The organism is Phyllobacterium sp. SYP-B3895 (assembly GCF_009647635.1).
Lineage (GTDB): Bacteria > Pseudomonadota > Alphaproteobacteria > Rhizobiales > Rhizobiaceae > Phyllobacterium > Phyllobacterium pellucidum.
In genome coordinates, this window is record NZ_WJIG01000001.1 from 462,219 (window position 1) to 475,392 (window position 13,174).

Below are 13,174 nucleotides of genomic sequence, written 5' to 3' on the forward strand. Positions count from 1 at the left end.
GTTAGCCTCGACTTACCTATCCGCAGGAGCCGGTGAGCCGCCGGCTTCTGCTCCGTTCACAAACTGGAACTTGCGCTCCAGAAGGATGACCGGCTCGTCGGTATAGGTCGTCTCCAGAACCTTCACAAATCCATTCTTCGCCGCGAGCCGCTGAGAGGCAGCATTCTTCGGTGATATGATGCACACTGCGCGCTCCTGCTTAAAGAACGTGTCGCCCCACGCGACGACGCGTGACAGCGCTTCGCTCGCGTAGCCCTTGCCGTGTGCGTTGGGCGCGAGAACCCAGCCCATTTCCGGTGCGTCGCCGAAACCGGGCGTAATCTCGCGCCTGAAATCGGCATAGCCCATCTCACCGATGAATTCCCCGCTCGCCTTGTCTTCCATGGCCCAGAAGCCAAAGCCGATCATGTTCCACAGCCCGCCATAGCGCAGCAGCCGCGCCCAGGATTGCTCGCGGGTCGATGGCTTGCCCGTGATCTGTTCGTAGATCGCCGGATGCTGCCACATGGCATGCACGGCGTCGAAGTCCTCGCTGCGGTGCGCGCGCAGGATGATACGATCGGTTTCGAGGATGGGAACTTCGATAGCCATGGAAATTTACTTTCGTCTGTCTAGACTTCCACCGTTTGCAAGGCGGCTGCGATCCTTGCGGCCAGCCGTTCTGCGACTTCATCCTTCCTCATGTCGGGCCATTCTTCGACGCCCGTGCGAGTGACAATGCGCACTGCATTGCGGTCGCCGCCCATGACGCCGGTTTCGTGGCTGACATCATTGGCGACGATCCAGTCCGCGCCCTTCTTGGCAAGCTTCGCGCGCGCATTGGTGAGCAAATCCTGCGTTTCAGCGGCAAATCCGACGACGAGCCGCGGTCGCAACTTGCTATGACCAATGCCGGCAAGAATGTCGGGGTTTTCGACCATCTGCAGCGCCGGCGCGGTTTCACCAGGCTTCTTCTTGATCTTTTCGCCAGCCTCGTTGGCCGTCCGCCAATCGGCAACTGCCGCAACCATGACCGCCGCATCGGCAGGCAAAAACTGCTCAACCGCATCGCGCATTTCGCGCGCTGATTCGACATGAACGACACTGACGCCTTCCGGATCCGGAATGGTGACGGGACCGGAAACCAGACGCACGGTGGCCCCAAGGCGCGCAAGCGCCGCGGCTATGGCGTGGCCCTGCTTGCCCGAAGACCGATTGGCGATGTAGCGAACGGGATCGATAGGCTCATGCGTCGGACCCGACGTCATGATAATCGTCTTGCCGGCAAGAGGCTTCGGCCTCCTGTCCAGCAATTTCTCGATTGCCGCCACGATTTCCAGCGGTTCGGCCATGCGTCCGGCGCCGCTCTCGCCGCTTTCCGCCATCTCTCCTATGCCGGGTCCGACAAACTGGATGCCGTCTTTTGCGAGCGTTGCGCGGTTGCGCCTGGTTGCCGGATGGTCCCACATCTTCGGGTTCATCGCCGGCGCAATCAGCACGCGTTTGTCGGTCGCCATCAGCACAGCCGAGGCCAGATCATTTGCCAGACCATTCGCCATCTTCGCTATGAGATCCGCGGTCGCAGGCGCGACCACAATAAGGTCCGCCTCACGTGACAGGCGGATATGACCGACATCGTGTTCGTCCTCGCGCGAAAAAAGCTCGGTGAAAACCTTGTCGGCGGCGAGCGCGCCGATAGCAAGCGGGGTGACGAATTCCTCCGCCGCCTTGGTAAGCACCGGCCGGACGCGTGCACCACGTTCCCGAAGCCGACGGATCAGATCAAGGCATTTATAAGCGGCAATACCACCGCCGATAATGAGGAGGATTCGCCTTTCCGAAAGCGAAGCACGCTGGATCGGCGTCTTCGCAGCCACTGGCGTGGGAGCGTACTCCACCAGATCGCCGAGGATAATCCGCGCCTCCTCTTCCATGGAACGGCCATGGGCAGCGGCGCGCACCCGCAATCTTTCCTTGATGGAATCATCCAGATTGCGAATGGTGATACTGGCCATTTGATTGCACTCATTGGATCGCACGGATAGATATGCAATCATTGCTATCACAAAACGCGGCGAAAGCTCAAGCAAAGAGCTTGTAGGTGATCAAAGCAAAGCACAGTGCAATCACCCAGAGCGCGATTCTCCCAGATCGCGTGTGACGCGCCTCGGCCTTGCCGATTGCCTTGGCGGTCTGCTCGTCAAAGCGAAGGCCGTTTGCCGCCATCGTATCGAGTTCGCGCGAAAGGCGATCGGCACGCGCCACCAGATCCGGCGCCTGCCGGGCAAGGTGCAGGATCGCATGGGCGCCGTCCCGCGCATCGATAAGGATGCCTTGCGGCCCGAGATTCTGTCTTATCCAGCCTCCGACAACCGGCTCCGACGCCTTCCACATGTTGAAATGCGGGTCGAGCGTGCGCGAAACGCCCTCCACCACCACCATTGTTTTCTGCAACATGACGAGTTCAGGACGGGTTTCCATGTCGAAGAGTTCCGTAACCTCGAAGAGCAAGGTCAAGAGCTTGGCCATGGAGATCGTCTCGGCCGGCTGGCCGTGGATCGGCTCGCCAATGGCGCGGATTGCCTGTGCGAAGCTCGCAACGTCATGGTGGTGCGGGACGTAGCCGGCCTCGAAATGAACTTCGGCGACGCGGGCGTAATCGCGGGTGATGAAGCCATAGAGAATTTCGGCGAGAAACCGCCGTTCCTTCTTGCCGAGCCGGCCGGTGATGCCGAAATCCACGGCGACGATATGGCCTTCGTCATCGACGAAAAGATTTCCCGGATGCATGTCGGCATGAAAGAAGCCGTCACGCAGCGTGTGGCGCAGGAAGGACTGGATCAGCGTTTCGGCGAGGCCGATCACATTATGACCGGCCGCCCGCAGCCCGTCGATGTCGGACATCTTGATGCCGTCGATCCATTCGAGCGTCAACACATCCCGGCCTGTCCGCTCCCAGTCAACCTTCGGCACGCGAAAGCCGGGATCATCCTTGGTGTTCTCGCCGATCTCCGAAAGCGCGGCGGCTTCGAGACGCAGGTCCATTTCTATGCGCGTGGTCTGGGCAAGCGTGCGCGTAACTTCGATGGGCCGCAGGCGGCGCGTCGCCGGCACGTAACGTTCCTGCCACTGCGCGACCAGGAAAAAGCTCTCAAGATCGTTGTTGAAGCGCTGCCGCACGCCCGGCCGTACAACCTTGACCGCAACCTTCTCAACCTCGCCAGCAACATTAACATAGGCGGGGTGAACCTGCGCAATCGATGCCGCCGCTATTGGTGCGTCAAAACTTACATACAGATCGTCAAGTCTCCGGCCGAGTGAGCCTTCGATAGCCTTGACCGAGGCTTCCATCGGGAAAAAATCCAGCTGGTCCTGCAGCAACGCCAGATCGTCTGCGACTTCCGTGCCGACCACATCGGGACGCGTGGCAAGAAATTGCCCGAGCTTTACGTAGGATGGCCCAAGCTTGTTGATGGCGCGCGACATGCGCTCCGAACGACGCGCGGTCATGGCGCGCCGGCGTGCCAGAAGGCCGGCGACGCGATGGCCAAAGGCGGGAAGACCGCTCAGGCCGTCCGCGGGCAGGGCTGAAATCACGCCTTCGCGCGTCATGATCCATCCGGCCCGCATGAGGCGGAATGTCGCTGCTAGCTTACTCATTCAGAATTCACAACTTCCAGCCGGAATGCAGGGCGGCCACTCCACCGGTGAAATTGCGCCAGGTAACGCGCTCAAAGCCTGCCTTGCGGATCATTTCGCCGAAATCGGCCTGACGCGGAAACTTGCGGATCGATTCGACAAGATATTGGTAACTGTCGGCGTCGCCGGTCACCGCCTTGCCAATCTTCGGAATGGCGTTGAATGACCAGGCATCATAGACCTTGTCGAGGATCGGCAGTTCCACCTCGGAAAACTCGAGGCACATGAAGCGCCCGCCCGGCTTCAGGACACGGAAGGCCTCGGCAAGGGCACGATCGATGTGCGGAACGTTGCGGATACCGAAGGCGATCGTATAGGCATCGAAGCTCGCATCGGTAAAGGGAAGCTCTTCCGCATTGGCTTCGACAAATTCCAAGTTTTCCGCGAGGCCCTTCTTCACGGCGCGGTCGCGCCCGACGCCGAGCATTGAGCCATTAATGTCGAGCACGGTTGCATGGGCGTTGCGCCCGGAGGCTTCCACGATCCGGAACGCGATGTCTCCGGTACCGCCGGCAACGTCAAGGACTTTCCAGTTGGCCGTGCGCGAAGGCGACAGCCAGGCAATCATCGAGTCCTTCCAGACCCGGTGCATGCCGCCCGACATGAGATCGTTCATCACGTCGTAGCGCTTGGCAACGCGGTGAAATACATCGTTGACACGCGACTGCTTATCGCCGTCGCTGACGTCCTGAAACCCGAATGAAGTTTCCATGCCGCCATGGGCGCCGGTGCGTTGCTGGCTCATCTCGATTACCTGATCTACTCTATTTGCGGCGAACCATAGAAGATTAGTTCGCGCAACGCTATTGTCCTCTTGCGCGATGAAGCGACGCGTTTGTTGTCGGGTGGCTTGATGGTTCTGAAAGCTGAGTTGCACTGCCATATAGAAGGCGCCGCATCCGTGCCGCTGGTGCAGCGGAAGGCGGCAAAATACGGCGTCGATGTTTCCGGCTTCATTCAGGACGAGAAATTCGTTTGGGACGACTTCACCTCGTTTCTTCAAGCCTATGACCAGGCATCCATGCTGTTTCGCACGGAAGAAGATTATGCCGACCTCGCCGAAGACTACCTTCTGGCGCTAAGCCGGCAGGATTGCATCTATTCCGAAGTGTTCATTTCCACTGATCATGCGATCAGCGCCGGGCTCGATCCGCGTGCCTACATCGAGGGCCTCGCCGAGGGCATGAGCCGCGCCAAGGCAGCAACCGGGATCGAGGGGCGCCTGATCGCGACGAGCCTGCGCCACAAGGGTCCTGAATCCGTATTGGCGGCGGCGCGTTATATCGTGGAGAATCCGCATCCGCTGGTAACCGGCTTCGGCATGGCCGGAGACGAACGCATGCATCGTCCGGGTGATTTTGCCGCCGCATTCAATCTCGCTCGCGAGGCAGTCTCGGCATAACAGTGCATGCGGGCGAGCTTTGCGGCTGGGAAAGCGTGGCCGCCGCGCTAGATGCCATCAAGCCCACGCGCATCGGCCATGGAGTGCGGGCCATCGAGAATCCGGACCTCGTCAAGCGCCTCGCCGCCGAGCAGATCGTCCTTGAATGCTGCCCGGGATCGAACATCGCGCTTGGCGTCTATCCGGACTTTTCCGCCCATCCCTTGCCCGCGCTGGCTCGCGCTGGCGTCCCGGTAACGCTCAATGCCGACGATCCGCCCTATTTCCATACGGATCTTGCCCGCGAATATGCCATCGCGGCCACCGATTTTGGCTATGACGAGGCGGGCCTCGTCGCCGTCACCGAGACGGCCCTCAACGCGGCGTTCATCGACGAGGATACGAGGCGTTTACTGATCCAACGTCTCACGACGGACAAAACTGTGCGCGCTTCCGTTGAGATCTTTGCGGGATCGGTGCCGAACGGCTAAGATCGCCGCGTAAAAGAGTGAAGGGGATTTCCATGGGCGTGACGCTCGTTTCTCACCCGCTTGTCCAGCACAAGCTAACCATCATGCGTGACAAGGATACCTCGACCGCCGGTTTCCGGCGGCTCCTGAAGGAAATTTCCCTGCTGCTCTGCTATGAAGTGACGCGCGACCTGCAATTGACCACGATCAAGATCCAGACGCCGCTGGCCGAAATGGATGCGCCGGTGATCGAGGGCAAGAAACTGGTGTTCGCCTCCATCCTGCGCGCCGGCAACGGCCTTCTCGAAGGCATGCTCGATCTCGTCCCGGCGGCGCGCGTTGCGCATATCGGGCTCTACCGCGATCACGAAACGCTGCAGCCGGTCGAATATTACTTCAAAGCGCCGGAGGACATCGTTAACCGGCTTATTATCGTCGTCGATCCGATGCTCGCAACGGCAAACTCCGCCATCGCCGCGATCCAGAAGCTGAAGGACCGCGGCGCGAGCAACATCCGCTTCCTGTGCCTGCTCGCGGCCCCCGAAGGTATCGAGCGGTTCACCACTGCGCATCCAGACGTGCAGGTCTTTACCGCCGCGATCGATGATCATTTGAACGAAAAGGGCTATATCGTGCCGGGTCTCGGCGATGCCGGCGACCGCATGTATGGGACGAAATAGCCTTCGGCGACCTCGCCCCGCGAGGGGAGCATGAGATCACGAACTTCTGTGGAATTGGCGCTTAGCCGCCGACGCGCCGCAGGACGGGGCTTACGGTACGCGGCTTGCGTTCCGAGAAGCTGAACGCCTGCTCGATGGCGCGAACGCCTGCTGCCGCGTCGTCGTCGCTGCGCGCATGGACCAATGCAATCGGCTCGCCCGCTTCCATCCTGGCACCAATCGGCTGCAGATCGGTGATGCCGACGGCGTGGTCGATGGGATCCTGGGGGCGGATGCGCCCGCCGCCAAGCGCGACCACAGCGACGCCGATGCCGCGCGTATCGATTGACGAGACGAAGCCCGCGGCCGGCGCTTTCACTTCACGGGTAATCGGCGCAACCGGCAAATAGTGGCGGGGCCGCGCCATCAAATCGGTTGGACCGCCGAGGGCAGCCACCATGCGCCCGAAGATCTCCGCCGCCTTGCCGCTGTGAAGCGCTTCGCGGGCCTTCTCCATTGCCAGCTTGTGGTTGGCGGCCAGTTTGCCCGAAACCAGCATTTCGGCGGCAAGTGCAAGCGTCACATCCTCGAGCCGGCTGTCGCGCTTGTCGCCGGTCAGGAAATCCACGGCAATCTTGACCTCCACGGCATTTCCAGCCGCGAGAGCCAGCGGCTCGTTCATATCGGTGAGCAGCGCCGTCGTCATAAGCCCGGCGCCCTGCGCCACCCCCACGATGCTCTCCGCAAGAGCAACCGCGTCGCGGGTCTTCGCCATGAACGCACCATTGCCAGCCTTGACGTCCAGCACGAGCGCGTTGAGCCCAGCCGACAGTTTCTTCGACAGGATCGAGGCGGTGATCAGCGGGATCGATTCCACCGTCGCGGTGACGTCGCGGATCGAATAAAAGCGCTTGTCGGCGGGCGCCAGGTTTGCCGTCTGGCCAATGATGGCACAGCCCACGCTGTGCACCACCCGGCGAAACAAGGCGTTGTCTGGCTGGCTGCGATAACCGGGGATCGCGTCCATCTTGTCGAGAGTGCCGCCCGTGTGGCCAAGCCCGCGGCCGGAGATCATCGGCACATAGGCGCCGCAGGCGGCAGCGATCGGCGCCAGCATCAGCGAAACATTGTCGCCAACGCCGCCGGTCGAGTGCTTGTCGACAGCGGGTCCGGGCAAATCGGACCAATCCAGAATATCGCCGGAATCGCGCATGGCGAGGGTCAACGCCACAGCTTCGTCGCGCTTCATGCCGTTGAAGAAAACGGCCATGGCGAATGCAGCGACCTGGCCCTCGGTGATTGAGCCCGAACTCATGGCATTGACGAAAGCGGTGATGTCGGCGGCGTCGAGTGTCTCGCCATCGCGCTTGCGGCGAATGATTTCCTGGGGCAACAGCATGGGTCAGCCAATCTCCCGGATCAGCACCCGGATAATCTTCTGCAGGCGCGCGCCACCCATCGGTGCGATGTCCTTGGTTTCCTCGTGCGAGAGTTCAGCTCCAGTCATGCCCGCACCGTAGTTGGTGACAACCGAGCAGGCCGCAACACGCAGGCCGAAGAACCGCGCGAGAATGACTTCCGGCACTGTCGACATGCCGACCGCATCGGCGCCGAGCGTGCGGGCCATGCGAATTTCGGCGGGCGTTTCGAAGGATGGGCCGGAAAACCACATATAGACGCCGGAGGTGATCTTCTCTCCCGCCTCGCTGGCTGCGAGGATTATGGCGTCCCTGAGCTTCTGGTCATAGGCTGTGGTCATGCCGACAAAGCGTTGATCCGAGGGTTCCCCGATCAGCGGATTGAGCCCCGAATAGTTGATGTGATCGTCGATCAGCATGACGCTGCCCGGCGCAATATCGTGGCGCACCGAACCTGCTGCATTGGTGAGGATCAACATCTCGATGCCGAGGTCCGCAAGCGCTGCAATTACCGGGCGCATGACCGATGCATCGCCCTTCTCGTAATAATGCGATCGCCCAGCCAGCATAAGGACCGGCTTGCCTGACAGATAACCGGCAACGACTTCTCCGGCATGGCCGGAGACGCCGCTATGCGGGAAGCCCGGCAGGTCGGCATAGGGGATACGGACCGGATTTTCGACGGCATCGACCAGCGAGCCAAGCCCCGAACCGAGCACCAGTGCCACGCGCGGCGCAAGGCCATTGAGCTTCTTGATGAGAGCGCCGGTTGCAGGTGCGATCATGCGGCACCCACAGGGGCGAGAGCAACGTGATGGATGTTCATCATCCCTTTGCTCCTCCGAGGACTTCCGCTTCAAAGGCGAAGGGGAAAATCTCCTTCATCGTCAAGGTCTCGACAATCCCGTCATTGTCGCAAAGGTGGAGTAGCGCGTCAGGTCCGGCAAATTCCGCAAGGCGCTGGCGGCAGCCCCCACAGGGGGTGCATTTCGCCTTCTTCTCGGCGACAACAGCGATTTCGGTGATCGTGCCGCCGCCACCCATGACGAAGTGCGAGAGCGCCGTCGTTTCGGCGCACCAGCCTTCCGGATAGGAGACAACCTCGATGTTACAACCCGAATAAATGCGCCCGTCGCTGGTGCGAATCGCTGCGCCAACCGGGAACTGCGAATAGGGCGAATGCGTCTTCTGCATTGCGGCATAGGCCGCGTCGAAAAGGTCCTTGCTGTTGGTCATCATCTTTCTTTCACGTAGGCAACGCCCCCGGCCTTGGGCGGGATCGCCTTGCCGATAAAGCCGGCGAGCAGCACGATGGTCAAAATATAGGGAAGCGCCTGCATCAACTGCACCGGCACCTCGCCGATAAGGGGCATGGGATGGCCCTGCATGCGAATGGCGACGGCATCGAGAAAGCCGAAGAGCAGGCAAGCGAACATCGCCTGCACCGGACGCCATTTGGCGAAGATCAAGGCGGCAAGCGCGATGTAGCCCTTGCCGGCTGTCATGTCCTTGACGAAGCCGGCGCCCTGGGCGGTGGCAAGATAGGCACCGGCAACGCCGCAAAGCACGCCGCAGCAGATGACGGCGCGATAGCGCAGCCAGGGTACAGATACGCCCGCGGTATCGACCGCCGCCGGGTTTTCGCCCACGGCACGCAAACGCAGGCCGAATCGCGTGCGGTAAAGCACCCACCAGGTGAAGGGGACGAGCAAGAAGGCGAGATAAACCAGGATCGAATGACCAGAGATCAGTTCGTAATAGATCGGGCCGATGATCGGGACACCTCGCACTGCCTCGGCGCCCGGAAGATTGATCGGATTGAAACGTGCCGTGTTGGGCAAGGACGGCGTGCGCCCGCCCTGGCTGAACCATGCCTGTCCGAGGATGACGGTGGTTCCCGCCGCGATGAAGTTGATGGCTACGCCCGAGACAATCTGGTTGCCGCGATGGGTGATCGAGGCAAATCCATGCACGAGACCAAGCGCCACGGATACGAGGACGGCAGCGAGAAGCCCCGCCCAGGCGGAGCCGTACCAGGCCGCAACCGTGCCGGCCGCAAAGGCTCCGGCAAGCATCTTGCCCTCAAGCCCTATATCGAAGATCCCCGATCGCTCGGAATAGAGACCCGCCAGGCAGGCGAGCAGCAGCGGCACCGAAAGGCGGATCGTTGAATCAAACAGCTGCAGCAGGGTGATCAGAAAATCCATTATTGCCCGCCCCCAGCTGTAACCACCGATGCAGTCTCCCGCTTCACCCGGCCCACGCGCTGAAAAATACGCTGCAGCGAGGGGCGGAACATATGCTCGAGCGCACCGGCAAAAAGAATGACGAGACCCTGGATGATGACGATCATGTCGCGCGAGATGTTGGGCATGTCGAAGGCGATTTCCGCGCCGCCCTGATAGAGCATACCGAAGAGAATTGCCGCGAGCACGATGCCGACCGGATGGGAACGGCCCATCAGCGCGACGGCGATGCCGACGAAACCCGCACCTTGCACGAAATCGAGCTGCATGCGGTGCTGGGCGCCCATGATCGGGTTCAGCGCCATCATCCCGGCGAGGGCGCCGGAAATCATCATGGTGATGATGATGATCCGCAACTCGCTGATGCCTGCATAGCGGGCGGCCTTCGGGCTGAAGCCCATCGTGCGAATTTCATAGCCGAGCTTGGTGCGCCAGATCAGCAGCCAGACCAGGAAGGCGGCTAGAAGCGCGAGCAGGAAACTGATGTTGAGAGGGGCCGAGCGCATGTCGAGGCCGATGATATTGAGCAGCCAGCCGAGGCCCGGCAATTGGCCGCCGTCGCCGAAGACGCGGGTTTCAGGAGCCTGGCTGCCGAGCGGCTTCAGAACGCCGACCAGAAGGTAGACCATGATGCTGGCCGCAATGAAGTTGAACATGATCGTGGTGATGACGACATGCGAGCCGCGCTTTGCCTGCAGCCATGCCGGGATAAGGGCCCAGAGAGCGCCGACCAGTGCCGAGGCGAGGATCGCCAGCGGAAATACCAACCACCAGGGCAGAGAATTGCCAAGTCCAAGTCCAACAATGGTCACGCCCAGCCCGCCAATATAGGCCTGGCCCTCGCCGCCGATGTTGAAGAGGCCGCAATGAAACGCGACCGCAACGCAAAGCCCGGTAAAGATGAAGTTGGTGGCGTAGTAGAGCGTGTAGCCGACACCGTCGCCGGAGCCGAAGGCGCCCTTTACCATCAGAACCGCGGCGTCGATCGGGCTTTCGCCGACAAGCATCACAACGAGGCCTGCCACAAGAAATGCAACGATCAGATTGATCAGCGGCAGAAGCCCGTAATCGGCCCAGGCAGGCAATTTGGCGAAGGGCTGGCTCATGGCAAGGTCTCGATGATCGCGTCAGTCATTGAAATGCGGGCATATTCGCCATCGAGGATGGCCAGTGACAGCGCATGTACGTCTTCGGCGCTCCACACTTTGCCGTTCCGATCCTTGCGGTCGATGCTTGCGACCGCATCCTCGGGGATCGTTACCTCGAACCCGAGATTGCTCGCCATGCGAACCGTTGCATCGACAGAGTTTTCGAGAAGCACGCCGGCAATGACCAGGCTGCGGACCTGCAATTCGTCCAGCACATCCATCAGATCGGTGCCGATGAAGGCATTGTTGGTGCGTTTGTCGACGACGGGCTCGCCCAATTGTGGTTCGGCCTCCGGCTTGAAGTCATTGCCGTCAGTGCCGGGCCGGTAGGGGGACTGCGGATCGGTGGAATCGTGGCGGATGTGGATGACCGGCAAACGTCGCTCGCGCCAGGCGGCGAGCAAACGTGCTATCGCTGCCTCCGCACCGGGTTGGCCGCGCCGCCCCCATTTCGGATCATCAATCGCTTTTTGAACGTCGATGATGAGGAGTGCCTGGGTCGTCATTCGGCTGCTTCCTTCGCTTCGACACCCGCCATCAACAGTCCGAGCTCGCCTTCGCTCGCATCGGACTCCCTTTCGCCGACGATACGGCCGGCGAACATGACAAGAATGCGGTCCGAGAGGGAGCGTATCTCGTCGAGCTCGACGGAAACAAGAAGCACCGCCTTGCCGGCGTCGCGCATTTCGATGATGCGCTTGTGGATGAATTCGATGGCGCCGACATCGACGCCGCGCGTCGGCTGGCCGATAATGAGCACACCGGGATCGCGCTCCATCTCGCGCGCGAGCACAATCTTCTGCTGGTTGCCGCCGGAGAAGTTCGCCGTCTTCAGGCGCGGATCGCCGGGACGGATATCGTACTTCTCGATCTTCTTGCGCGCGTCCGCCTGGATCGCCTCGATATCGAGAAACGGTCCGCGAAGATAAAGCGGGTCGTCATGGTAGCCGAGGATCGAGTTTTCATATTCCTCAAAGGCAAGGACGAGGCCCATGTGATGCCGGTCTTCCGGCACATGCGCGAGGCCGCGATCGCGCAGTTCGCCAGGGTCGGCGGCGCCAGTGATATCGATGACCTGGCCGTCTAGCAGCACGCGCCCCGAAATTGCCGTTCGAATCCCGGCGATGGTTTCGATAAGCTGCGACTGGCCATTGCCGGCGACGCCGGCAATGCCGACGATCTCGCCGGCGCGTACGGTAAAGGATGCGTCGTCCACCATGACGACGCCGCGGTTGTCGCGCACGGTAAGGTGCTCGACCGAGAGCTTGATATCGCCCGGCCTTGCCTCGCCCTTCTTGACGCGCAGGAGCACGCGGCGGCCAACCATCAGTTCAGCGAGTTCCTCCACCGTCGTCTCGTCGGTCTTTCGCGTTGCCACGACGGAGCCCTGGCGCATGACCGACACATTGTCGGTCACCGCCATGATCTCGCGCAGCTTGTGCGTGATGAGCACGATGGTTTTGCCCTGGTCCTTCAATTGTTCGAGAATGCGAAAGAGGTGATCCGCTTCGGGCGGCGTCAGAACCCCAGTCGGCTCGTCGAGAACCAGAATTTCCGCGCCGCGATAGAGCGCCTTTAAAATTTCCACGCGCTGTTGCAAGCCAACGGGCAGTTCCTCGATCAGCGCGTCCGGATCGACATCGAGCTGGTATTCGCGCTCCAGCCGCTTCAGTTCCGCCCTTGCCTTGGAAATGCCGTTCTTCAGGAGCGGCGCGCCCTCGACGCCGAGCATGACATTTTCGAGGACCGTGAAGTTCTCAACCAGCATGAAGTGTTGATGCACCATGCCGATACCAAGGTCGATGGCGGCGTTCGGATCCGGAATCTTCACCGGCACGCCATTAATGCGGATCTCGCCACTGTCAGCCTGGTAGAAACCATAGAGTATCGACATCAGCGTCGATTTGCCGGCGCCGTTCTCGCCGATAATGCCGTGGATCGTGCCCTTTTCGACAAGTATATGGATGTCGCGATTGGCGTGTACGGCACCAAAGCGCTTATCAATTCCAACAAGTTCGATTGCCGGTTCGGCCATATCCCCATCCGCTGTTTTGCAGCTTTTATCGTCTTTTCGCGTTTCGACCCTAACACGGGATTTTTTTCTTTCCAGTCAAGAAACGCAAGATTCAACAGCCATCGGGCGACGAGCCTTGCACCGGGATCGCCCACCGCCT

The 13,174-nt window shown here is 60.9% G+C and carries 12 protein-coding genes and 1 pseudogene; 2 read left to right on the forward strand and 11 right to left on the reverse strand.

Annotated features, from left to right (window positions below):
- Positions 1–12: 12 nt before the first annotated feature.
- From GF108_RS02215 to ubiE, 4 genes are all read right to left on the reverse strand, one after another.
- On the reverse strand, positions 13–591 hold the full coding sequence (locus GF108_RS02215; protein WP_153666701.1) for a GNAT family N-acetyltransferase: 579 nt from the start codon (positions 589–591) through the stop codon (positions 13–15).
- A gap of 20 nt (positions 592–611) precedes the next feature.
- Positions 612–1,994, reverse strand: a complete 1,383-nt coding sequence (gene coaBC / locus GF108_RS02220; protein WP_153666702.1) for a bifunctional phosphopantothenoylcysteine decarboxylase/phosphopantothenate--cysteine ligase CoaBC — start codon at positions 1,992–1,994, stop codon at positions 612–614.
- 67 nt (positions 1,995–2,061) lie between these two features.
- A complete protein-coding gene (ubiB, locus tag GF108_RS02225) occupies positions 2,062–3,639 on the reverse strand; it encodes a 2-polyprenylphenol 6-hydroxylase (protein ID WP_153666703.1) in 1,578 nt (525 codons plus the stop codon).
- 7 nt (positions 3,640–3,646) lie between these two features.
- Positions 3,647–4,423 (reverse strand): bifunctional demethylmenaquinone methyltransferase/2-methoxy-6-polyprenyl-1,4-benzoquinol methylase UbiE, encoded by a 777-nt coding sequence (gene ubiE, locus GF108_RS02230; RefSeq protein WP_153666704.1) that lies wholly within the window; start codon positions 4,421–4,423, stop codon positions 3,647–3,649.
- A gap of 108 nt (positions 4,424–4,531) precedes the next feature.
- Between ubiE and GF108_RS02235 the strand changes: the two are divergent.
- Positions 4,532–5,550 (forward strand): annotated as a pseudogene (locus GF108_RS02235) (adenosine deaminase).
- 32 nt (positions 5,551–5,582) lie between these two features.
- Positions 5,583–6,209 carry a uracil phosphoribosyltransferase gene (gene upp / locus GF108_RS02240; RefSeq protein WP_027230687.1) on the forward strand — a complete coding sequence of 209 codons (627 nt, stop codon included), beginning with the start codon at positions 5,583–5,585 and terminating at the stop codon, positions 6,207–6,209.
- 61 nt (positions 6,210–6,270) lie between these two features.
- On the opposite strand, the gene deoA is transcribed toward upp, so the two are convergent.
- The 7 genes from deoA to GF108_RS02275 are packed head-to-tail and all read right to left on the reverse strand — an operon-like array spanning position 6,271 to position 13,035.
- Positions 6,271–7,584 carry a thymidine phosphorylase gene (gene deoA / locus GF108_RS02245; RefSeq protein WP_153667299.1) on the reverse strand — a complete coding sequence of 438 codons (1,314 nt, stop codon included), beginning with the start codon at positions 7,582–7,584 and terminating at the stop codon, positions 6,271–6,273.
- 6 nt (positions 7,585–7,590) lie between these two features.
- Positions 7,591–8,391: a purine-nucleoside phosphorylase gene (locus GF108_RS02250; protein WP_027230689.1), complete on the reverse strand. Its 801-nt coding sequence runs from the start codon at positions 8,389–8,391 to the stop codon at positions 7,591–7,593.
- A gap of 40 nt (positions 8,392–8,431) precedes the next feature.
- The gene (locus tag GF108_RS02255) at positions 8,432–8,842 is read right to left on the reverse strand and encodes a cytidine deaminase (RefSeq protein ID WP_153667300.1); all 411 of its coding nucleotides are present in this window, start codon (positions 8,840–8,842) and stop codon (positions 8,432–8,434) included.
- Positions 8,842–9,813 (reverse strand): ABC transporter permease, encoded by a 972-nt coding sequence (locus GF108_RS02260; protein ID WP_153666705.1) that lies wholly within the window; start codon positions 9,811–9,813, stop codon positions 8,842–8,844. The genes GF108_RS02255 and GF108_RS02260 overlap by 1 nt, the downstream gene beginning before the upstream one ends.
- Positions 9,813–10,958, reverse strand: coding sequence for an ABC transporter permease (locus tag GF108_RS02265; protein WP_091947021.1), 1,146 nt, complete (start codon positions 10,956–10,958; stop codon positions 9,813–9,815). The genes GF108_RS02260 and GF108_RS02265 overlap by 1 nt, the downstream gene beginning before the upstream one ends.
- On the reverse strand, positions 10,955–11,506 hold the full coding sequence (locus GF108_RS02270; RefSeq protein ID WP_153666706.1) for a cysteine hydrolase family protein: 552 nt from the start codon (positions 11,504–11,506) through the stop codon (positions 10,955–10,957). The genes GF108_RS02265 and GF108_RS02270 overlap by 4 nt, the downstream gene beginning before the upstream one ends.
- Positions 11,503–13,035, reverse strand: coding sequence for an ABC transporter ATP-binding protein (locus GF108_RS02275; RefSeq protein ID WP_153666707.1), 1,533 nt, complete (start codon positions 13,033–13,035; stop codon positions 11,503–11,505). The genes GF108_RS02270 and GF108_RS02275 overlap by 4 nt, the downstream gene beginning before the upstream one ends.
- Between the last annotated feature and the right edge of the window lie 139 nt (positions 13,036–13,174).